Source organism: Candidatus Reidiella endopervernicosa (assembly GCF_013343005.1).
Taxonomy (GTDB): domain Bacteria; phylum Pseudomonadota; class Gammaproteobacteria.
In genome coordinates this window covers 1,732,826-1,753,029 of sequence record NZ_CP054491.1, presented here as the reverse complement: position 1 = coordinate 1,753,029, position 20,204 = coordinate 1,732,826, and the positions used below count along the sequence as shown (strand labels likewise).

27 protein-coding genes are annotated in these 20,204 nt (G+C 51.3%); 13 read left to right on the top strand and 14 right to left on the bottom strand.

Annotation, left to right across the window (positions count from 1 at the left end):
- Positions 1–17: 17 nt before the first annotated feature.
- The 4 genes from HUE57_RS09745 to HUE57_RS09730 form a co-directional block, all read right to left on the bottom strand.
- Positions 18–365 (bottom strand): hypothetical protein, encoded by a 348-nt coding sequence (locus HUE57_RS09745; RefSeq protein WP_236860568.1) that lies wholly within the window; start codon positions 363–365, stop codon positions 18–20.
- Positions 331–636 (bottom strand): hypothetical protein, encoded by a 306-nt coding sequence (locus HUE57_RS09740; RefSeq protein ID WP_174673083.1) that lies wholly within the window; start codon positions 634–636, stop codon positions 331–333. Before HUE57_RS09740 ends, HUE57_RS09745 begins: the two co-directional genes overlap by 35 nt.
- Before the next feature lie 1,100 nt (positions 637–1,736).
- On the bottom strand, positions 1,737–2,087 hold the full coding sequence (locus HUE57_RS09735) for a hypothetical protein (RefSeq protein WP_174673082.1): 351 nt from the start codon (positions 2,085–2,087) through the stop codon (positions 1,737–1,739).
- 276 nt (positions 2,088–2,363) lie between these two features.
- Positions 2,364–2,603 (bottom strand): hypothetical protein, encoded by a 240-nt coding sequence (locus HUE57_RS09730; RefSeq protein ID WP_174673081.1) that lies wholly within the window; start codon positions 2,601–2,603, stop codon positions 2,364–2,366.
- 87 nt (positions 2,604–2,690) lie between these two features.
- Between HUE57_RS09730 and HUE57_RS09725 the strand changes: the two genes are divergently transcribed.
- Positions 2,691–2,831 carry a hypothetical protein gene (locus tag HUE57_RS09725; protein ID WP_174673080.1) on the top strand — a complete coding sequence of 47 codons (141 nt, stop codon included), beginning with the start codon at positions 2,691–2,693 and terminating at the stop codon, positions 2,829–2,831.
- A 106-nt stretch (positions 2,832–2,937) separates the two neighbouring features.
- Here the strand turns inward: HUE57_RS09725 and HUE57_RS09720 are convergent, their stop codons facing one another.
- Complete coding sequence (locus tag HUE57_RS09720) at positions 2,938–3,471, bottom strand: hypothetical protein (protein ID WP_174673079.1); 534 nt, start codon at positions 3,469–3,471, stop codon at positions 2,938–2,940.
- Between the two features lie 39 nt (positions 3,472–3,510).
- On the opposite strand from HUE57_RS09720, the gene HUE57_RS09715 reads away from it, so the two are divergent.
- Positions 3,511–3,654 carry a hypothetical protein gene (locus HUE57_RS09715; RefSeq protein ID WP_174673078.1) on the top strand — a complete coding sequence of 48 codons (144 nt, stop codon included), beginning with the start codon at positions 3,511–3,513 and terminating at the stop codon, positions 3,652–3,654.
- Between the two features lie 200 nt (positions 3,655–3,854).
- Positions 3,855–4,061 carry a hypothetical protein gene (locus HUE57_RS09710; protein ID WP_174672510.1) on the top strand — a complete coding sequence of 69 codons (207 nt, stop codon included), beginning with the start codon at positions 3,855–3,857 and terminating at the stop codon, positions 4,059–4,061.
- A 499-nt stretch (positions 4,062–4,560) separates the two neighbouring features.
- Here HUE57_RS09710 and HUE57_RS09705 read toward each other — a convergent pair whose 3' ends face one another.
- The gene (locus tag HUE57_RS09705) at positions 4,561–4,908 is read right to left on the bottom strand and encodes a hypothetical protein (RefSeq protein WP_174673077.1); all 348 of its coding nucleotides are present in this window, start codon (positions 4,906–4,908) and stop codon (positions 4,561–4,563) included.
- A gap of 294 nt (positions 4,909–5,202) precedes the next feature.
- Here HUE57_RS09705 and HUE57_RS09700 point away from each other — a divergent pair, with 294 nt between their 5' ends.
- A complete protein-coding gene (locus tag HUE57_RS09700; protein ID WP_174673076.1) occupies positions 5,203–5,430 on the top strand; it encodes a hypothetical protein in 228 nt (75 codons plus the stop codon).
- Positions 5,431–6,139: 709 nt separating this feature from the next.
- On the opposite strand, the gene HUE57_RS09695 is transcribed toward HUE57_RS09700, so the two are convergent.
- The gene (locus HUE57_RS09695; protein WP_078484315.1) at positions 6,140–6,481 is read right to left on the bottom strand and encodes a rhodanese-like domain-containing protein; all 342 of its coding nucleotides are present in this window, start codon (positions 6,479–6,481) and stop codon (positions 6,140–6,142) included.
- A 277-nt stretch (positions 6,482–6,758) separates the two neighbouring features.
- On the opposite strand from HUE57_RS09695, the gene HUE57_RS09690 reads away from it, so the two are divergent.
- The 8 genes from HUE57_RS09690 to HUE57_RS09655 all read left to right on the top strand — a co-directional run bounded on the left by HUE57_RS09690 (position 6,759) and on the right by HUE57_RS09655 (position 16,475).
- A complete protein-coding gene (locus HUE57_RS09690; protein WP_078484297.1) occupies positions 6,759–8,645 on the top strand; it encodes a DUF294 nucleotidyltransferase-like domain-containing protein in 1,887 nt (628 codons plus the stop codon).
- A complete protein-coding gene (locus tag HUE57_RS09685) occupies positions 8,646–9,014 on the top strand; it encodes a hypothetical protein (protein WP_174673075.1) in 369 nt (122 codons plus the stop codon).
- Between the two features lie 66 nt (positions 9,015–9,080).
- The gene (locus HUE57_RS09680) at positions 9,081–9,341 is read left to right on the top strand and encodes a DUF4212 domain-containing protein (protein ID WP_078484298.1); all 261 of its coding nucleotides are present in this window, start codon (positions 9,081–9,083) and stop codon (positions 9,339–9,341) included.
- A 14-nt stretch (positions 9,342–9,355) separates the two neighbouring features.
- Positions 9,356–11,137, top strand: coding sequence for a sodium:solute symporter family protein (locus HUE57_RS09675; protein ID WP_078484299.1), 1,782 nt, complete (start codon positions 9,356–9,358; stop codon positions 11,135–11,137).
- Positions 11,138–11,314: 177 nt separating this feature from the next.
- Entirely contained in the window at positions 11,315–13,180 is a 1,866-nt protein-coding gene (locus HUE57_RS09670; protein WP_078484300.1) for a putative nucleotidyltransferase substrate binding domain-containing protein, read from the top strand.
- 2 nt (positions 13,181–13,182) lie between these two features.
- Complete coding sequence (locus HUE57_RS09665) at positions 13,183–13,875, top strand: 3'-5' exonuclease (protein ID WP_078484301.1); 693 nt, start codon at positions 13,183–13,185, stop codon at positions 13,873–13,875.
- Positions 13,876–13,934: 59 nt separating this feature from the next.
- Complete coding sequence (gene acs / locus HUE57_RS09660) at positions 13,935–15,884, top strand: acetate--CoA ligase (protein WP_078484302.1); 1,950 nt, start codon at positions 13,935–13,937, stop codon at positions 15,882–15,884.
- Positions 15,885–15,938: 54 nt separating this feature from the next.
- On the top strand, positions 15,939–16,475 hold the full coding sequence (locus HUE57_RS09655) for a hypothetical protein (protein ID WP_078484303.1): 537 nt from the start codon (positions 15,939–15,941) through the stop codon (positions 16,473–16,475).
- Between the two features lie 76 nt (positions 16,476–16,551).
- Here HUE57_RS09655 and HUE57_RS09650 read toward each other — a convergent pair whose 3' ends face one another.
- Positions 16,552–16,758: a hypothetical protein gene (locus HUE57_RS09650; protein WP_174673074.1), complete on the bottom strand. Its 207-nt coding sequence runs from the start codon at positions 16,756–16,758 to the stop codon at positions 16,552–16,554.
- 91 nt (positions 16,759–16,849) lie between these two features.
- Between HUE57_RS09650 and HUE57_RS09645 the strand changes: the two genes are divergently transcribed.
- Positions 16,850–17,056, top strand: coding sequence for a hypothetical protein (locus HUE57_RS09645; RefSeq protein ID WP_078484304.1), 207 nt, complete (start codon positions 16,850–16,852; stop codon positions 17,054–17,056).
- 104 nt (positions 17,057–17,160) lie between these two features.
- Here the strand turns inward: HUE57_RS09645 and HUE57_RS09640 are convergent, their stop codons facing one another.
- From HUE57_RS09640 to HUE57_RS09615, 6 genes are all read right to left on the bottom strand, one after another.
- Positions 17,161–17,469, bottom strand: a complete 309-nt coding sequence (locus HUE57_RS09640; RefSeq protein ID WP_078484305.1) for a c-type cytochrome — start codon at positions 17,467–17,469, stop codon at positions 17,161–17,163.
- 111 nt (positions 17,470–17,580) lie between these two features.
- Positions 17,581–17,916 (bottom strand): EF-hand domain-containing protein, encoded by a 336-nt coding sequence (locus HUE57_RS09635; RefSeq protein WP_174673073.1) that lies wholly within the window; start codon positions 17,914–17,916, stop codon positions 17,581–17,583.
- Positions 17,894–18,259 carry a hypothetical protein gene (locus HUE57_RS09630; protein ID WP_174673072.1) on the bottom strand — a complete coding sequence of 122 codons (366 nt, stop codon included), beginning with the start codon at positions 18,257–18,259 and terminating at the stop codon, positions 17,894–17,896. The genes HUE57_RS09635 and HUE57_RS09630 overlap by 23 nt, the downstream gene beginning before the upstream one ends.
- A 32-nt stretch (positions 18,260–18,291) precedes the next feature.
- Positions 18,292–18,873, bottom strand: a complete 582-nt coding sequence (locus HUE57_RS09625; protein WP_078484307.1) for a LemA family protein — start codon at positions 18,871–18,873, stop codon at positions 18,292–18,294.
- A 72-nt stretch (positions 18,874–18,945) separates the two neighbouring features.
- Positions 18,946–19,608, bottom strand: coding sequence for a mismatch-specific DNA-glycosylase (locus tag HUE57_RS09620; RefSeq protein ID WP_078484308.1), 663 nt, complete (start codon positions 19,606–19,608; stop codon positions 18,946–18,948).
- On the bottom strand, positions 19,589–20,167 hold the full coding sequence (locus HUE57_RS09615; RefSeq protein ID WP_078484309.1) for a thioredoxin family protein: 579 nt from the start codon (positions 20,165–20,167) through the stop codon (positions 19,589–19,591). The genes HUE57_RS09620 and HUE57_RS09615 overlap by 20 nt, the downstream gene beginning before the upstream one ends.
- Positions 20,168–20,204: the final 37 nt, after the last annotated feature.

Below are 20,204 nucleotides of genomic sequence, written 5' to 3'. Positions count from 1 at the left end.
CTTATTAAAAGTACCCGTTAAACTGGGGGAGGTTCAATCTGACCCCACTTATTAATCTGTTTATTAACTTTTAGAGCATCAATTTTATTTTTTGCTTGCCCAATCAGTTCACGAATATCAGGCAAGAACAAGATATTGAAGTACGCCTTTACTTTGTTGATACGACCACTCGAAATAGCCACCTTGATTTCATTATTCATACTAAAAGTAGAAACTCTAAGACCACCCTTAGTGGAGTAATCAGCTTGAAAGCTTGAAAAGCTTGTGGAAGAGTTATTTACTTTTGATATATAGTCGATACCACTAATGAGAGAATCTATTTCGTCATAATCAATATATGATGTGCTTTTTATCATATCGACCATCTTCTTTTACTACCTCAATTGTAATTCCGTATTCTTTTTTCCCACTTGTTACATTAACAAACTCTTTCGATTCTACTTCAATTGAGGCGTCATATAGCCCATCAATCTTACCAACCACCTCAAAACCACGAACGATAACCACGCCCGTATTAGCAGAAAATGATTCCAACTTCGTTTTTACCTCTGGAACACCCTCTTTTAAATTTTCCGCATAGGAAGAGACTGCCCATGCACATAGCACTCCAGCCATTATAAATTTAGATATATTCATATCAACCCCATGTATTAATTAATAATTCCATTATTACTTATCGGCAGACATAGCACTAAACCACTAGCTGTTATTACACACATAACGACACCACAACCTAACACATCGAAGACGGCCAGAGCTACAGATGAGGCAAGGGATCGGTTCCCTTATACACCTTATAGATTACTTAGGAAAACCGGGGCAGAGAGCATTATCTTCTAATATTAGAAACAATTACTCTCTGACACCTATTTTTCTCCTCTCTGACACCTATTTCATGGGGGCATCTTTCTCGATATCACTTTCTTTTTAACACTTCTTTGTTATACCACTCAGACCAAGACTCCATGGCTAGATACAATTGCTGAGTTACATTACAAAGTGGTAAAAGCTGATTAAGTTCATACCGCTGCTCGTGAAAACCAGCATGCTTCCCCAAGTTCTTTATACGTATTTTCTAAACTAATATCAGACAACAACTCATTAGACGTAAGGATAAGCACTGGGTTATTACTTTGCCCTTCCTTCCACAACTTTCTCCCTGTTTAACTAACGGCCTGATTAATCTTTTTTCCTTCTCGGATAGATCGGGATTCATGGTGGAAAACACAAGTAAAGACCAGGAAACTCCTTTGTGATTATTTTCATTCTATCTATATCTTTCTTTTCGAATCTATTAAATGTCTTACACTCGCAAAATACCAAATACCTTTTAGGGTTACCGAATTTTGATTTCTGGAAAAATAAAGATAAGTCAGCCTCAATATCTACTCTATTCTTTCTTGCGTTGAAACTCATCATTGGTGTGGTAGCACCATCCAACGTCCTTGCGAATAAATAATAGGTTAGAAGAACGGTATACGCTCCAAATGCCTGCTTTGGTAAACTAAATGCACCATGTGACCGATAGGACCACTTTATATCATCAGGAGAATGAGCAGGTATTTCTGACGTATTAAAACAGATGGGACACTTTGTCTCATAATCTAATTCTCTAAGATTGTGCCAGGAATACTGTTGACACACCGGGCACTGAATATCTGTTCCTAGACGAATAATTTTTAGATCTATAAGGCGCTTTAACAGCCCCTTAGGATCAGAGCTGTACTTTTCGCCATTTACAATTTTTGAATCTCTCCCCAGAAAGCGTTCTTTAGTAAGGCCCTGCCTTCACTCATTTTATTTAATAACTCGATCAACCCTTTTCTTTTAAGAAGTCCTACACCCCAAACCCCTTCGAGTTGTTTTAACATCTGAGTCGCAATTAGTCCGGAAGAAGAAATTTCCACCTCCCAACCATTTGATTTGAACCAGGAGGTCATTATATTTAAAGCTCTAGGCGCCTCAAAACTCATGCTCCACTTATTGTTAGATGACAAATACACCAAACCCTTATCTGAGACCCGCCATTCGTTAAAACCAATAGCCCCGATTGCGTGGTTCAAATTATCTATACCATGAGGAATCACTTCTGCATAAGGCTCCCTTCATCACCATATATTCTTATTTCAATCTCATTGGCAAATCTGTGTGTACCATGACCACCAAACCTGTCTGATAATACAGGATCTATTGTTTTTATAGATATTTGATCGGGTATTGCTTGTAGGTCATGGCGCTCCTCTTTACTTCGAGTTCACAACGGCCAACCCCATCCTTCTCTCTCGCCCAGTTATCCCAAATACGAGGATACCAGTGCTGCATTGAAAATTTATATCTCTTAGGATCCTCAGGGACGGGAATATTCAACCGTGCCACGAAGTCATCAAGATCATTTTAGAAATACTTCTACTTTTTAAAATCGTAGTACCGTGGAACATATTTGGATTATGTCTATAAGGAACATTATTCTCTTCAATAAATTCTCTAACAGCTGATTTTACCGAATCAGAATCACTTACTTGTTTTGCTATCGGAATAACGTTCCAACCACTAGCTCGTAGGTTCCAGTAATCTATAACATCAAGCGAGCTTCCCGCATCCATTAAAAACACCCGGGAGTCGCTATTTTTGCGAAAGTTTGTTTTGGGCATCCAAGCCCAAGCAAACAGCAAAAACTAACGCGACCGTTTATGCCTGCGGCGCTCCGATCCTGCGTACGTTGCGTAATCACCTCTTCGCGGCTCTACACAACTCCCTCAGTGACTCTACGCCGACATAAAGCCGCTGCTGCATCTTCTTCGTCGTCCGCTCGCGCTCTCAACTACGAATAGGCAGACGGCGTCGACTATCGCGGACTAACCGCCTTCGCTTCGCTATCCATGGCGGTCAGCGATTGCCCTTCATTATGCGATCGAGGACGGTATGGAGTGATTCCAGTCATTGATAATCGTCTTGGAAATACGTTATTCGAAGACAGATAATCCATGTAGCTATTAATAGATACAGAAGGCCGCTGAATGTGTACTGCGCCATCAAAGTTTTCCACCACATCAGCATCAATGCTCTCTGGTAGCAACCCAAAGAAGCTAGACAAAACTCCTTGTATCGCCCTCCAATATTGGGAAAAACCGTACGCAAAGGTTCATTTCTAACAAACTTAACTTCTTTATTATAAAAATACCTAAGAATCTCAAACATTCCAATTCCATATCCGGGCGTACCATCTTCTTTTACCCCGGCAATTAAGTCACCATATTTGATGATTCTATCTTCATTAATCATTAGGCCATCAAGTTTTATATCTCCGATTGGAACAATGTAGTCTGGATCGAAAGCTTTTATATAACCATCAACGATATCTCTGGAAGACACGCTTCTCGTAATTTCATCTCCCCAAGACTTTGGCGTACGTCTATAAAACGGAATAATTGGCCGGGAGTCGCTATTTTTGCGAAAGTTTGTTTTGGGCATCCAAGCCCAAGCAAACAGCAAAACTTAACGCGACCGTTTATGCCTGCGGCGCCCCGACCGTCCTGCGTACGTTGCGTAATCACCTCTTCGCGGCTCTACACAACTTCCTCACTGACTCTACGCCGACATAAAGCCGCTGCTGCATCTTCTTCGTCGTTCGCTCGCGCTCTCAACTACGAATAGGCGGGCGGCGTCGACTATCGGGGCTAACCGCCTTCGCTTCGCTATCCATGGCGGTCAGCGGCTGCATCTTCTCCGTCGTTCGCTCGCGCTCTCAACTACGAATATACAGACGGCGTCGACTATCGCGGACTAACCGCCTTCGCTTCGCTATCCATGGCGGTCAGCGATCGAGAAAACAAGAGATCGGGGAGTCGCTATTTTTGCGGAAGCATGTTTTGGGCATCCAAGCCCAAGCAAGCGGCAAATACTTAACGCGACCGTTTATGCCTACGGCGCCCCGACCGTCCTGCGTACGTTGCGTAATCACCTCTTCGCGGCTCTACACAACTCCCTCAGTGACTCTACGCCGACATAAAGCCGCTGCTGCATCTTCTTCGTCGTTCGCTCGCGCTCTCAACTACGAATAGGCAGACGGCGTCGACTATCGCGGACTAACCGCCTTCGCTTCGCTATCCTTGGCGGTCAGCGAAGGAATTAATTTTATGGCCTTTAGTAAGGAAGCTCTGTCTGAAGGTCTAACTAAAATGCAAGCTTTATAGGGCGTAACTTTATGTCAATCGTTCCTATTGGCATTTACTACCTCTAGTATATTTTAACATTTCGTCATCTATTCACTACCGGCCCCACATGCCCCTAACGCGTTGTTAAGGCGCGGTGCCGCAACGCGCGGAGCGTCCCAGTGAGCGAAGCGAACGACTTGAACAAATTGTTATGAATTATTTTCACAAACCAACCGTGAAGCAGCTCTTGTGGAGATATACAGATTATCGCCTTTTGAATTGTAATCATGACGAAGTAAGCCGTATTCAACTAATGTTTTAAGGTCGTCTTCGACAAACCGTGGCTCAGTGATTTCAATATTTCCGCTAGTTTCAATAAATATGTACTCGGTGCCGCCCATCATCTTTAATTCAATAACTTTAGTGGCGCCAGATTCTGAATTTGCTCCAGTATACTAACTGCCTGTTCTGAAAGAAGTGCATCTGGATTTACGGCTTGCGCCAATTCTGAAAATCCTTCTACAGTGCTTGCAAATGCCGTTAAAGCAGAATCTATTTTCTCTAGCTTCTGTTTGAATATTTCGTGATCTTGGTTGAGCAATGCCTTTATGTAGATTGTTGCACTCGTGTTTAACTCGAGAAGACCTTTGACTTCAGTATGATTAGCTTTAGATAGCCATTCCATAAAATCATTATATTCAAGTTGAGATTGAGCTCCTTTCTCTGAACGATATTGCCCTAGAAGCCCTACCACGTAGCAAACGACTCAGCTATCAACGTAATCTCTCCATATCTCTTGATTCATAACGCCTTTATAACCGGTCGCTATTGCTGCGAAGCAGCGCATTTACGGTCCAGCCACGAAGTGGCGATGGTTGATAAACTTGTTATACATTTGCACTGCTCATCATTAGTGCGACTCCCAAAAACATGACACCCATTGCTAAAATGAAATAACGAGCCCTTTAAATGCTTTTTACCTGCTAGTATGACCGCACTATTATTTGTTTGGATATATGATTTTTCCATACAAAGCCTACCAAGGCCATTGAGCCGGGGAGTCGCTATTTTTGCGAAAGTTTGTTTTGGGCATCAAGCCCAAGCAAACAGCAAAAACTTAACGCGACCGTTTATGCCTTCGGCGCCCCGACCGTCCTGCGTACGTTGCGTAATCACCTCTTCGCGGCTCTACACAACTCCCTCAGTGACTCTACGCCGACATAAAGCCGCTGCTGCATCTTCTTCGTCGTCCGCTCGCGCTCTCAACTACGAATAGGCAGACGGCGTCGACTATCGGGGACTAACCGCCCTCACTTCGCTCTCCATGGCGGTCAGCGCTTGAAGGGCTCATTTTATACCCAAGCTTCTTTAGGCTAGGCTTTTGCAAAACTTCGTATGTTTCTGGAGCATATTGCTCTAAGGCCTCTATAAGCCGATGAAGCTTACGATAGTAGTAAGGTGCAGCTACTAAATTAACTAGCAGGCTACAAGCACTAACATTGCTCCAATTTCATCCATGGCTTCGACCTTGTGTATAACAGTTGATTATGTGGAAGACACATAACTCGCAATATATGGACGGCTCGTATATATCGATAACACCACCCCCTCACAACACACTCTCTATTGGTTGAAATCGATGCTGACCTTTAGAATTGTTATCACACGCACGACTTTTCGCCATAAGAAAGCCGCTGGTGCTGATCTGATGGTACTGAGGGGGATTTGTTTGAATGTTGCATCTCTCTCCCTGAGTCGCTTAAGTCGTTATTAGTAATTATTATCGGCTTCCATCGCCGTTAATCTGAGCACTGTTCTGTTCAGTACTTCATTAGCGCTAATTAGGGCGCAAAACGCCTATAAAAACAAGGTCTATAACCCACCCCGGCCCTCTTTATATTCCAGACAATAAAAAAGGGCCGGGGATCGCCCGGCCCTTCAGTCGCCGCTCTGCCTTTTGGGCAGGGCCACGTTACTGCAATCTTTTACGCGGTCTGTGCTATCTGCACGAAGTCGAATCCACTGCGTGACCAGCCGATGACGCCACCCTTGAGGTTGTGGACGTTCTCGAAGCCGTGCTGTGCCAGGTGGGAAACCACCTGTCCTGAGCGGGCGCCGCTGCGGCAGATGAAGACGGTGGTGCGTTCCTGATCAATCTCACCCAGACGGTTACCCAGGGTCGACATCGGCATCGCCTCTGCGCCGGGGATGGTGCCCTGGGCGATCTCCATCGATTCGCGTACATCGATGATGCGAATGTTCTTCGCCTCATCACCTGACCAGTTGGCCAGCTCCGTGGCATCTATTTCACTAATGTTAAAAAACATAATTCCCGACTCCATTGGTCAATTAATCTAGTTACGCCATAGTTTATTAGGCACTTCTTATATTGCAACCTTTTTGTCACCTTTGTCAGTTAACCGTTGATCCAACCCCCTCACTGGGTTGTTACGTTGCGTAACACTCCTGTTTCACAACGTAACACCAAAGTGTTACCTGGCTACCCACCAGACAACTTAAGCCTCTGTTTTTATTAGGGACAAAGAGTGGCACAACCCTTGCCCTCTATAACCGGATAACTATTGATAGGAACAGACGATCTCCATGAGCACCGAGCCACTTCAGCCGACCATCGATTTCCTGCGACGCCATGCGCCGTTCGATCAGATGGCTCCTGCTCATCTCGATTTTCTGGCCAAACACCTGCGCCTCGCCTTCTTCTCCCGTGGCGAGGAGGTAATCACCCCCGATGGCGGCGCGGCCCGTTCGCTCTACATCATCAAACAGGGCCGAATTCAGGGCGCGAGTCAGGACGACTCGAGCAACGAGGAGGGTTGGGAGCTATCTCCGGGTGAGCTCTTCCCGGTTGGTGCCCTGCTCGCACGTCGTCCGGTACACATGGTGACCCGCGCCGCCGAGGATAGCTTCTGCTTCGAGCTTGATCGTGAGATTTTCGATCAGTTGCTGCAGAAGAGCCACTCATTCAATGACTTCTGCACCCGCCGCCTCGCCAGCATGCTCGATAACGCACTTCGCGGCGTGCAGCACAGCTCAGCCAACCGCATCGCCGGTGACGCCTCGCTCAATACTCCGCTCTCCGCCCTGATCAAACGTGAGCCGATCAGCTGCGCCCCGGAGACACCGATTCGTGAGGCGCTGGAGACGATGCACAGCGCCCACATCGGCAGCATCATCGTCTGTAACGATAAACAGGTTACCGGCATCTTCACCCTCAAGGATCTGCTCGGCCGGGTAACGCTCGCCGATCGTAATCTCAATACCCCGATCAGTGAGGTAATGACCACCGCACCACTTACCCTGCCCGCTTCGGCAATGGCGCACGAGGCGGCACTGCTAATGGCACAGCGCGGCTTTGGTCACATCTGCGTGGTCGATCACGACAAGCTGCTCGGCATGATCTCCGAACGCGACCTCTTCTCGCTACAGCGCGTCGGACTGGCCAACCTCTCACAGGCGATCAGTCGTGCTGAGAGTGTCGATGTACTCACCGCACTGGGTAACGACATCCACCACCTGATTGATCAGATGCTGGCTCAGGGCGCCTCGGTCAATCAGCTCACCCAGCTCATCGCCACCTTGAATGATCGGGTCACACGCCGAGTTATCCGCCTGACCTTAGCCGAGGGCGAGACACCTAAAACCCCCTTTAGCTGGCTCGCCTTTGGCAGTGAGGGGCGTCATGAGCAGACCCTCAAGACCGATCAGGATAACGGCATCATCTTCACCCCACGTGAGGGGCAGAGTGATGATGAGGCACGCCAGGAACTGCTGCCGCTCGCTGCCAAGATCAACGCTGCGCTCGACCGCTGCGGTTTCCCGCTCTGTCCCGGCAACATCATGGCGAGCAATCCTGAGTGCTGCCTGAGCGAAAGTGAGTGGCGTGAGCGCTTTAATCTCTGGATCGAACAGGGCACCCCCGAGCACCTACTCAAGGCGACCATCTTCTTCGATTTCCGTGTGCTCTTTGGCGAGGCCGAGAGCGCCGAGGAGCTACGCGGCTGGCTGCTGGAGCGGAGCGCCAGAAACAGTCGTTTCCGCCACCAGCTTGCTGCCAACGCCCAGCAGTTCCGTCCGCCGTTGGGGCTGTTCGGTGAGTTCAAGCTGAGCCGCTCTAACGAGTACGCCCACACCCTCGATCTGAAATCGCAGGGGCTCACACCCTTTGTTGATGCGGCACGTCTCTATGCGCTGGCCAATCAGATCGGTGAGACCAACACCCTCGATCGGCTACAGCACGCCGCACGCCTATCGGCGCTCTCTGAAGACGATGTGGCCGCTTGGAAAGAGGCCTATGACTACATCCAGCTACTGCGCATGCGTGGTCACCAGAAGCAGGCGCAGGCGGGCAATGAACTGAGCAACCGTGTCGATCCCGACACCCTCAACGAACTCGATCGCCGCATCTTGAAAGAGGCGTTCCGTCAGGGGCGCAAGCTGCAATCGAAAATCACGCTGGAGTACCAGCTTTGATTGGCTGAGACAGAATCGGGGAGTCGCTATTTTTGCGAAGTTTGTTTTGGGCATCCAAGCCCAGCACAACAGCAAAAACTTAACGCGACCATTTATGCCTACGGCGCCTCGACGTCCTGCGTTCGTTGCGTAATCACCCTTCGCGGCTCACACAACTCCTCAGTGACTCTACGCCGACATAAAGCCGTGCTGCATCTCTTCGTCGCTCGCTCGCGCTCTCAACTACGAATATGCAGACGGCGTCGACTATCGCGGACTAACCGCCTTCGCTTCATCCATGGCGGTCAGCGTTTGGCGTGGTGCGAAACGATCCGTTCCACGCCGAATACGAATCCGAATGAGGAGACGGGTTCGTATTGGAATCGCTAAGCGATCAGCGGTACCACCAAGCCAGGAAGGCAAATAGCAGAAGTTACACAACCGGGAGAAATATTTATGAGTACAAACGAGAACAAGGCGGCCTATTGGCAGGCGAATCTTCGCTTGTTGATGATCTGCCTGACCATATGGTTCGTCGTCTCTTATGGCTTCGGAATCTTACTGGCTGAACCACTCAATGCGATTCAGATAGGCGGCTATAAGCTCGGCTTCTGGTTTGCACAGCAGGGTTCTATCTACACCTTCGTTGCTCTCATCTTCTATTACGCGAAGAAGATGGGTGACCTCGATCGTCAATTCGACGTCCACGAAGACTAACGGGGGATTAAATAATGGATCTTTCTACACTGACCTATTGGGTCGTTGGTTTCACCTTTGCGCTCTATATCGGCATCGCCATTTGGGCACGCGCGAGCACCACGGGTGAATTTTATGTTGCTGGCAAGGGTATCCACCCGGTCGCTAACGGTATGGCTACCGGTGCTGACTGGATGTCTGCCGCGTCGTTCATCTCGATGGCGGGTCTGATTGCCTTTAATGGTTACGGCGCATCGGTATTCCTGATGGGCTGGACCGGTGGTTATGTACTGCTGGCGATGCTGCTTGCTCCTTACCTACGTAAGTTCGGCAAGTTCACCGTTCCAGAGTTCATCGGCGATCGTTACTACTCGCAGACGGCTCGTATCGTAGCGGTTATCTGTCTGATTCTGGCCTCTATTACTTACGTAATTGGCCAGATGAAGGGTATCGGCGTGGCGTTCTCTCGCTTCCTCGAGACCGACTACGACACCGGCCTGTTCATCGGTATGGGTATCGTCTTCTTCTACTCAGTACTGGGTGGCATGAAGGGTATTACCTACACACAGATCGCACAGTATGTCGTTCTGATCTTCGCCTACACCGTTCCGGCCGTGTTCATCTCACTGAACATTACGGGTAACCCACTGCCACAGCTGGGTCTGGGTAGCGATGTTGTGGGTGAAGGTATCTCGATGCTCGACAAGCTCGACATGGTGGTCACCGATCTCGGCTTTAAGGACTACACCACCAGTACCATGGCAGGTAAGTTAGACATGTTTGTCTACACCCTGACCTTGATGATCGGTACCGCGGGTCTGCCTCACGTTATCGTTCGTTTCTTCACCGTACCTAAGGTTGCTGATGCACGTAAATCAGCCGGCTGGGCTCTGGTATTCATCGCCCTCCTCTACACCACCGCGCCTGCTGTTGGTGCGATGGCTCGTCTGAACCTGATGCAGACCATCCAGGTCGGTGAGATCGGTTCAGCTGAAGGTAATGTCGAGTACGCCGAGGTTCCTCAGTGGTTCAAGAACTGGGAGAAGACCGGTCTGCTGAAGTATGAGGATAAGAACGGCGACGGTCGTATCCAGTACTACAACGACAAGAACCCTGAGTTCGCTGCCAAGGCTGAATCTTACGGCTGGAAGGGCAATGAGATGACCAAGGTCGACCGTGACATCATGGTTCTGGCCAATCCTGAGATCGCCAAACTGCCTAACTGGGTGGTTGCACTGGTGGTTGCAGGTGGTCTAGCGGCGGCGCTATCAACCGCAGCGGGTCTGCTGTTGGCCATTGCATCTGCAATCTCTCACGATCTGTTGAAGGGTGTCTTTGCCCGCAACATATCTGAGAAGAACGAGCTGATGGCCGGTCGAATAGCGATGATCGGCGCCATTGGTGCAGCGGGTTACTTCGGTCTACACCCCCCCGGCTTTGCAGCGGGTACGGTGGCCATCGCCTTCGGTCTGGCGGCGGCCTCGATCTTCCCAGCCTTGATGATGGGTATCTTTGGCAAGAAGATCGGCAGCACCGCAGCGATCTCGGGCATGGTTGCAGGTATCGGTGTCACCATGCTCTACGTGTTCCAGCACAAGGGCATCATGTTTATCCCTGGAACCTCGTTCCTCGGTGACATGGGTCCCAACTGGTTCTTCGGCATCTCGCCGAATGCCTTTGGTGCCATTGGTGCAGCGGTTAACTTCGCAGTTGCGATTGCAGTGTCTCGTGTCACTGCACCGCCTCCGGAGCATATCCAGCACCTGGTAGAAGATATCCGTATCCCTCGTGGTTCGGGTTCTGCTACTGATCACTAAGCTGTAGTAAGTAGTGGTGAGGTCCCGCGCGGGCGGGGCCTCACTATTTTTAATAGTTATCTCATCGCCGAGAGCGTGACTGAAAATGGTAGGCTATTCTCCAACAGCAGTTGATGGTGAAACGCACTCCACTTTTCGCGTTTTGGGCGATGCGATGATCGATATGATTGAAGCGCAATGGATGTAGAACTGATAGAGATTCGAGAGTTCGTTGCGGCCTATCCGCCGTTCAACGGGCTGCCCGATGATGAGCTGGCACGTATCCCTGAGCTGATCACGATTCGCTATCTGCGCCGTGGCACCCCCTTTCCCCCCACCGACAGTGAAAGCACCGCCCTCTATATGGTGCGCAAGGGTGCAGTCGAGCTACACGACGGCAACGGCGTTCTGATCGATCGCTATGGCGAGGGGGATATTCACCTCTCCCACTGTCTTGATGAGGAGGATGGTTTCGACTTCCGTGGTGTCACCCTCGAAGACACTCTGCTCTATCAGATCGACTGCACCGAGATTCGCAGCCTGCGCCAGCGCTACCCCTGGTTCAACTCTCAGCTCGACCGTTCGCTACGTGAGAGTCTGCGTGATGCTCTGCAGAACCTGCAGCAGTCGCCGATGCAGAGTGGCACCCCACTCTCGATCAGCGTGGCGGAACTGGTGCAGCGCAAACCGATCACCCTGCCCGCCGAGACCTCAATTCGCGAAGCGGCGCAGCTAATGACCAGCGAGCGTATCTCCTCGTTGCTGATCCTCGACAAGGACAAGCTCTGCGGCATCGTTACCGACCGTGATCTGCGTGCACGCGCGATTGCCGAGGGGCTATCCACTGAGTGGCCGATTCGCAAGATCATGAGCACTCCCGTCAGTAGCGTCTCACCCAACGACGATATCGGTGAGGTGGCGATCACCATGACGCGCCTCAACGTGCACCACCTGCCGGTCTGCGATGGTGAGGAGCTGATCGGTCTGATCTCCAACAGCGACCTGTTGCGCCAGCAGAGCATCAACAGCATCGCCCTGATCGGTCAGATCGAGAAGTGTGATAGTGCTGAAGAGCTGGCGGTGGTCTGCAAACGTCTGCCCGAGCTGCAGTCACAGCTGGTCGCCGTTGGTACCAACGCCTACCAGATTGGTCAGACCCTCTCGGCGCTGACCGATGCGGTTACTCGTCGTCTGATCATACAGAGCGAGGCACGTCTGGGACCACCACCCCACCCCTACGTCTGGCTCAGCTACGGCTCGCAGGCTCGTCATGAGCAGAGTATCCACTCCGATCAGGACAACGGACTACTCTATGAGGAGTCTCACAAGGCCGAGCATGACGTCTACTTTGAGCAGCTGACTCAGGAGGTCAATGACGGCCTGAATCTCTGCGGCTATAAATATTGTCCCGGTGAGGTGATGGCCAACAACGCAGCGTGGCGACAGACCCTCTCAGGCTGGCAGAGCTACTTTGATCGCTGGATCAACGCCCCGGAACGTAAAGCGCTGATGCATACCAGCATTTTTTTCGACATGCGACCGATCTACGGTGATGAAGCGCTGTTCGAGGCGCTACATAAACCGATGCTCAAGCAGTGCCAACAGAACGGCATTTTCCATGCCCACATGGCCGCCAACGCACTCGATCAACGTCCACCGCTCGGTTTCTTCAGAAACTTCGTACTGATCCATGACGGTGAACACAACCGCACCCTCGATCTAAAGCAGCGTGGCACCATGCCGATTGTTGAGCTGGCACGACTCTATGCACTGGCCGAGGGGCTGTCTGAACTCAACACCCGCGATCGTCTGCGCGCCGCTGCCGGTACGCCATCACTCAGCAAGGAGGGTGCGGCCGATCTGGAGCATGCGCTCGCCTTTATCGCCACCCTGCGTCTGCACCACCAGAGCCGTCAGATTCGGGCCGGTGAACCGGTCGATAACTACCTCAGCCCTGACGATCTCTCGAGTCTTGAGCGCGAACAGCTCAAGGACGTCTTTGTGGTGATTCGTACCATGCAGGCGACCATTGAACAGCGCTACCAGACGGAACGGTTCTACTAGAGATGTTTGATCGGTTCCTCCCTCTCGATTTTCAGCGACGACGCCTGCTGGCGCGCACTCCTACCGGGCCGATGCACGACTACCTCTCTCGGCCCTTTCCGGCAAGTGGCAGTGATAGTCGTAAATTACCAATGGTGGCGATCGATCTGGAGACGACCGGACTGAATCCACAGCGGGATGAAATTATCAGTATCGGCTTGGTATGCTTGAACGGCTTGAGCATCGATCTCGGCAGCTCCTGGTACTGTCTGCTGAGACCGAGTCGTGAGATGCCTGAACAGAGTGCGGTGATTCACGCCATTACCGACGATGAAGCGGCCAAGGGCGTCAGCCTGGAACAGGCGATGAGGGAGCTGCTACCGCGTCTGGTAGGTCGAGTGATGATCGCGCACCATGCGCGTTTTGAGATGCAGTTTCTCAGCCGCGCCTGTCAGCGTTTATACGGTGTTGCCTTTCTGTCACCCGTCGTCGATACCCTGACGCTGGCAAAGGATTGGCTGGAACGCCGCGACCGTGTTTATGCGGCCAAGTCACTGCGGCTGGCAGCACTGCGCGAACACTACCACCTGCCGCGCTACCAGGCGCATAACGCACTGAGCGACGCGCTGGCAGCAGCAGAACTCTATCTGGCACAGATCGCACAGCGCGACGATGGCCAACCGATAGCTTTAAAACGACTACTCTATCGACAGTAGTCATAAGATTGAAAAACTAAACATAGCACTAGCAGTAATCATTGAATGAGGAGCAACCGATGTCCGAGAGCAAACTTTATCCAGTCCCCGCCGAGTTCGCCGCCAAGGCGAACATCAATGAAGCGCAGTATCAGGAGATGTACCAACGATCGATCGACGATCCTGAGGGTTTCTGGGGTGATATGGCCGAGCAGTTTCTAAGCTGGGATAAACCCTGGGATAAGGTGCTCGACTGGAGCTTTGAGGACGATGTATTCATCAAGTGGTTCGAGGGTGGCAAGCTCAATGTCTCCTACAACTGTATCGACCGCCATCTGGAGAAACGCGCCAATCAGACCGCCATTATCTGGGAGGGAGACGATCCGAGCGTCGACAAAAAGATCACCTATCAGGTGCTCTACGACAACGTCACCCGTCTGGCCAACGTACTCAAGGGGCGCGGCGTTAAGAAGGGCGACCGAGTCTGCATCTACATGCCAATGGTGCCCGAGGCGGCCTACGCGATGCTCGCCTGTTCACGTATCGGTGCGATCCACTCTGTCGTCTTTGGTGGCTTCTCGCCTGAGGCGTTGAAGGACCGTATTCTCGATTCAGATTGCCAGGTGGTGATCACCGCCGATGAGGGCCTGCGTGGTGGTCGTCCGGTTCCACTGAAGACGAATACCGACAAGGCGTTGGAGAACTGCCCCAATGTACACACCGTTCTGACCGTAAAACGCACCGGTGGCGATATTGCCTGGAATGAGTCACGCGACATCTGGTACCACAACGCTATAGAAGCGGCCTCGACCGACTGCCCGCCCGAGCCGATGGATGCCGAAGATCCGCTCTTCATCCTCTACACCTCAGGTTCTACCGGCAAACCGAAGGGTGTGCTGCACACCACTGGTGGTTATCTGCTCTATGCGGCGATGACCACCAAGTATGTCTTCGATATTCAGGAGGGTGACACCTACTGGTGCACCGCCGATGTCGGCTGGGTCACCGGCCACAGCTACCTGATCTACGGCCCACTGGCGATCGGCGCAACCACCCTCTCCTTCGAGGGTGTACCGACCTACCCCGATAGCTCACGCTTCTGGCAGGTGGTCGACAAACATCAGGTCTCGGTCTTCTACACCGCACCGACTGCGATCCGTGCATTGATGCGTGATGGTGATGAGCCGGTGAAGAAGTATTCACGCAGCAGCCTGCGTCTGCTCGGTACCGTCGGTGAGCCGATTAACCCCGAGGCGTGGCAGTGGTACTACAACGTAGTTGGCGATGGACGCTGCCCAATTGTCGATACCTGGTGGCAGACTGAGACCGGCGGTCACCTGCTCACACCGCTGCCGGGGGCTACTGCACTCAAACCCGGCTCAGCCACCAACCCCTTCTTCGGCGTCTCACCCGGTCTGGTCGACACCACCAGCAACCAGCTGACCGATGCCGGCAGTGAGGTCTCCGGCGCTCTGGTCATGACCCGCCCCTGGCCAGGCATGATGCGAAGCATCTATGGTGATCACCAACGTTTTATCGACACCTATTTCAAGACCTACCCCGGCTACTACTTCTCGGGCGACGGTGCCAAGCGCGATGCCGATGGTTACTACTGGATCACCGGGCGTATGGATGACGTGCTCAACGTCTCCGGTCACCGCATGGGTACGGCAGAGGTTGAGAGCGCACTGGTACTGCACGATACGGTTGCCGAGGCAGCTGTTGTCGGCTTCCCGCACGATATCAAGGGCGAAGGCATCTACGCCTACGTCACCCTGGTCAAGGGTGTTGAGCCGACCGATCAACTACGTAAAGAGCTGGTCAAACAGGTTCGAACCGAGATCGGTCCGATCGCCTCACCCGATGTCATTCAGTGGGCACCGGGGCTGCCAAAGACCCGCTCTGGCAAGATCATGCGACGCATTTTGCGTAAGATTGCTGCCAATGAGCAGGATTCGATAGGTGACACCTCGACCCTGGCCGATCCAGCCGTGGTCGATGACCTGATCGAGAATCGAGCCAATCGCTAAAATAATAAAAAGGGGGCGGGTAACCGCCCCTTTCTACTTGGGAATCTCGCACCTATGAGCAAAAGCTCGCTATTTAAACGCTTCTATCTAATTGTCATTATTGCCGCCCCACTGGTCTGGTTGATCATGACCGACGAGGGGCGACGTTATACCGACCTCGGCATCCTTTATATAAAGGGTGGCAACGGTATGGACATTCACCTCGAGGCACTTAATTCAGGCATCAATGAAGAGCGCCTTAAGAAGCAGTTACCCGACACACCGTTTGAGTGTGGCAAGCAGGCGACGCCCTTTGGTGATCGCATCTGTCAGGTCCAGCTCGCCTCATTCAACGGACTGCCATCACGCTTTGCCATCGCCTATTTTGCAGACAATCGCCTGCAGGCGTTTAAGATCGGTTATCAACGCCCCTACCACAGCGATTTACTTAAACACCTGTTCGCCAAGCTGGGCACACCCGGAGCGGAGGATCACCTTACCTCACCGAATGCACCGGGTCTCTATCGTTGGAAGGTTGAGGATGGTGAGCTGATTGCACTGGATGAGAACTCACTCGAAGGTAATGAACCCTCAATCCTCTGGAAGCATTAAAGGGGAATTTCTCATTCGCTGACCGCCATGGAGAGCGAAGTGAGGGCGGTTAGTCCCGATAGTCGACGCCGTCTGCCTATTCGTAGTTGAGAGCGCGAGCGAACGACGGAGAAGATGCAGCAGCGGCTTTATGTCGGCGTAGAGTCACTGAGGGAGTTGTGTAGAGCCGCGAAGAGGTGATTACGCAACGAACGCAGGACGGTCGGGGCGCCGTAGGCATAAACGGTCGCGTTAAGTTTTTGCTGTTTGCTTGGGCTTGGATGCCCAAAACAAACTTTCGCAAAAATAGCGACTCCCCGGTACTGATCGGTTAGAACATTCACCGCCTGCGACATCCCGTTCGATAGGCACCATAGTCAAGTTAGAGGTTAAAGATGGCAACAATCCAGTTTAGTGAAGAGGATCGTCAAAACGCTTGTAATCAGTGTCGCAAGGCGATGGATAGCAACGATGTTGAAGAGATCGCAGATACCATGAACGATGTCTGTGAACTGTGCAAAATCGTTATGCAGCTTAATCCCGCACTGAAACAGTCGCTGGAAGATATCCGAGCCGCTCGCAGCAAGCTTGCTCATTCGTAATAGAGAGGCCGATCATAGGTTAAGAGACACGTAACAACTGCGACAATAAAAAAAGGGCCTTACAGCCCTTTTTTTATTGTCCTGGATTGTTTCGCCATCAACTATCATCGCTTGAGTGATGCGTAATAAGCAGAAAGATTTTCGATGTCAGCATCACTTAAATTTAGCGACTGCGGCGTCATCAACGGATCTTTTCGCTCGCCCGTCTTAAACATCTTCATCTGCTTCACCATGTACAGTGCCTGCTGGCCAGCAAGAGAGGGCCAGAGTGGGTTAACACTCACGTCCTCGACGCCGTGGCAGGCCACGCAGAGTCTAGCCTTAGCCTCACCCGCTGCCAGATCAGCCGCGACACTCGTGCCAGCTACCGCACTCAACATCACGGCAACTGCCATTAAAACCGTTCTCTTCATTTATCGTTCCTAGCCAAAACACAAACAATAATAATCCGGTTAAATTTAACTCGATTATTCGCTTGCGATGTCATCATTGAACACATCAATACCGACAAACTCACAACCGTCTCACACCCAACGAACACTCAACATCCAGAGCAGCACAGCCAGTGCGACGAAGGTTCCAGCCAGTGAAAAACGTGCACGATTTCGATAGCGTGAGGCGAGATTGGTCTGTGGGAAGGCTGAGACCAAAAATGGCTGACGTCGATCACCTGTTTTGATCAGCATATTGGTCGGTGGCTCTGCCTGACGACTCACCTGTTCACGCAGTGCCTCTTTGCCCGCAGCATCGCGAGCACGATTCCACTCATCGACATCGATCTCACCATCGTTGTTGCTATCAAAGCGGGCCAACAGGGCTGCCTGATCGCGCTTCCACTCACGCAGTAGCTCTCCGGTCACAGCTCCCATCATGAACTTTACGCCAGTGGGTCTGGTTACCTTTACTGCTATAGCGCGTCTCTTTCCGCTCCACGACAAAACGGTACCAGAGACACTGATAATGCGAGAGCGGTGCCGTTATCGGAAGGGTTGCGATCAACTCACCCTCACCCTCCAGTTCGACATAGCCTTGATGGGCCGAACGAATCTTTGCTGTGGGGGTATCTTCGATAACCCGGGCGCGATGCAACGAACGCCAGATATAGAAGAAGAGAAAGATGGTTGCGGCTATCAGCAGCAGGGTAACAATCCAGAAACTACCCGACTCCATGCCGCGTACATTTACTGCAAGTGATTCAAGCACAGTGAGTCACCTTTAATAGTAGTGCAGAGAGATTAGGAGAAGAGCGATTTGATATCGACGTCCGCCTTCTCCTCCTCGGTGAACTCAAGCAGCTCAAAGGGTTTGAAGTTAAACTTCTGCGCGATGATCACATCGGGGAACTGCTCGATACGTACGTTGTTGAGGTTAACGCTTTCGTTGTAATACTCGCGTCGATCGGCAATACCATTTTCCAGACCGGTAATACGCTCCTGCAGGTGCTGAAAGGTGCTATCGGCCTTGAGATCTGGATAGGCCTCAGCCACTGCAAACAGACTTCCCAGACCAAGACGCAGTGACGTCTCGGCTGAGCCAAGCGAACCCATATCCTGCTGCTGACGGGCATTGGCAACCTGGCTACGTGCCTCCATCACCTTCTTCAGCGTCTCCTGCTCATAGCCCATGTACTGCTTGCAGACTTCAACCAGCTTTGGAAGTTCGTCGTGACGCTGCTTGAGCAGAACATCGATATTGGCCCACGACTTTGAGACATTATGTTTTAGCGATATGAGATTGTTATAGATGGTGATGAAGTAGCCGATAATCGCTAGCACCACAACACCCGTTACGATCCAGAAAATTGTTGAACCTTCCATTTCTCCTCCCTTAGCTGTCGCTGTTGTTTCGATCAGTGTAACTCAAGCCGATCAACCTTGTCCGCCATGGCACTAGACCTGCAACAGCGTTTTGAGACGCTGATCCCACTCGGTTAACACCTGCAGTGAAAAAGCGGCATTGGCCGGACTGGGATTGGGGGTTACAAAGACCATTGAATTACCAATCCGCTCTGACTGCTCACCCCATTCGATCGATGGCACGCGGACATTTTGTGTATAACGCAGATAGTTACTATAGGCCTGCTTTCCATGAAACCAGGCCACCTGTGGTTGGAATTGGAGCAACCTGTCATGCAGGATGGGCGACCACTCTCGATAGTCGGCTGCCCTCAGTTTTGAACCGCTATTAGTCGGTCGTTTAACCACATCGGTAAAACCGATGCCATGTTCGTGAAAGAGCCGCTCGACTCCCGCCACACTCGGTTCGATCGGTTCATCAACCAGGCCAGAGCCGTTCAGCGCACGCCAGAAGCGATTTTGTGGTGTCGCAAAGTAAAAGCCATCACGTACCGAGTTGAGCGAAGGGTTGAGCCCAATTGAAATAACATCTAACCCTGCACATAGATAATCGGCCAGGGTCTCAAATGAATAGGAAAATTCAACCGCCTCTCTTTTTTTTGCCAATGTAGCCTTACCTTTATAAACCAAACAACCGATCGCACACAGGTCACTTATTAATCCTTTAGCTCGCCACCTAAAAATAATCCGGCGCATTCCCCGGCTTCCACTTTATGTTACAGCCCAGACTCGGTAGCTGCTCTGTAGGGGCTACGTTGCCAGCGATGAGTGCATCGACCGCAGCACGTAAATCACAGCCAGTGGTTTCAACCTCATTGCTGGGACGACTTGCATCAAACTGACCGCGATAGAAGAGCTTCATTTCATCATCGAAGAGAAACAGATCGGGGGTACAGGCGGCGTGATACGCCTTCGCTACCGATTGGTCTACATCGTATAGATAGGGGAAGTTATAACCACGGCGCTGTGCCTCTTCGACCATCTTCCCTGGACTATCGGCCAGATAATTATCAGCATCATTACTATTGATCGCCACCACTCGGATACCCTGTGCCTGATATTCGTTCGCAAAGATCGCAACCGCATCGGCAATAAGCTTCACATAAGGACAGTGGTTACAGATAAAGAGAACGACAACCCCCTTTCCTCCTGCCAATTCTGATAGAGAAACGTGGGTGCCGGTTACTGGATTGAGTAGATTAAAATCGGGTGCTGTGGTGCCCAATGCGAGCATCGTTGAGGGGGTTCTTGCCATGTTTTTTTTCTCCGCGAATTCTTACCCGCTCCATTTC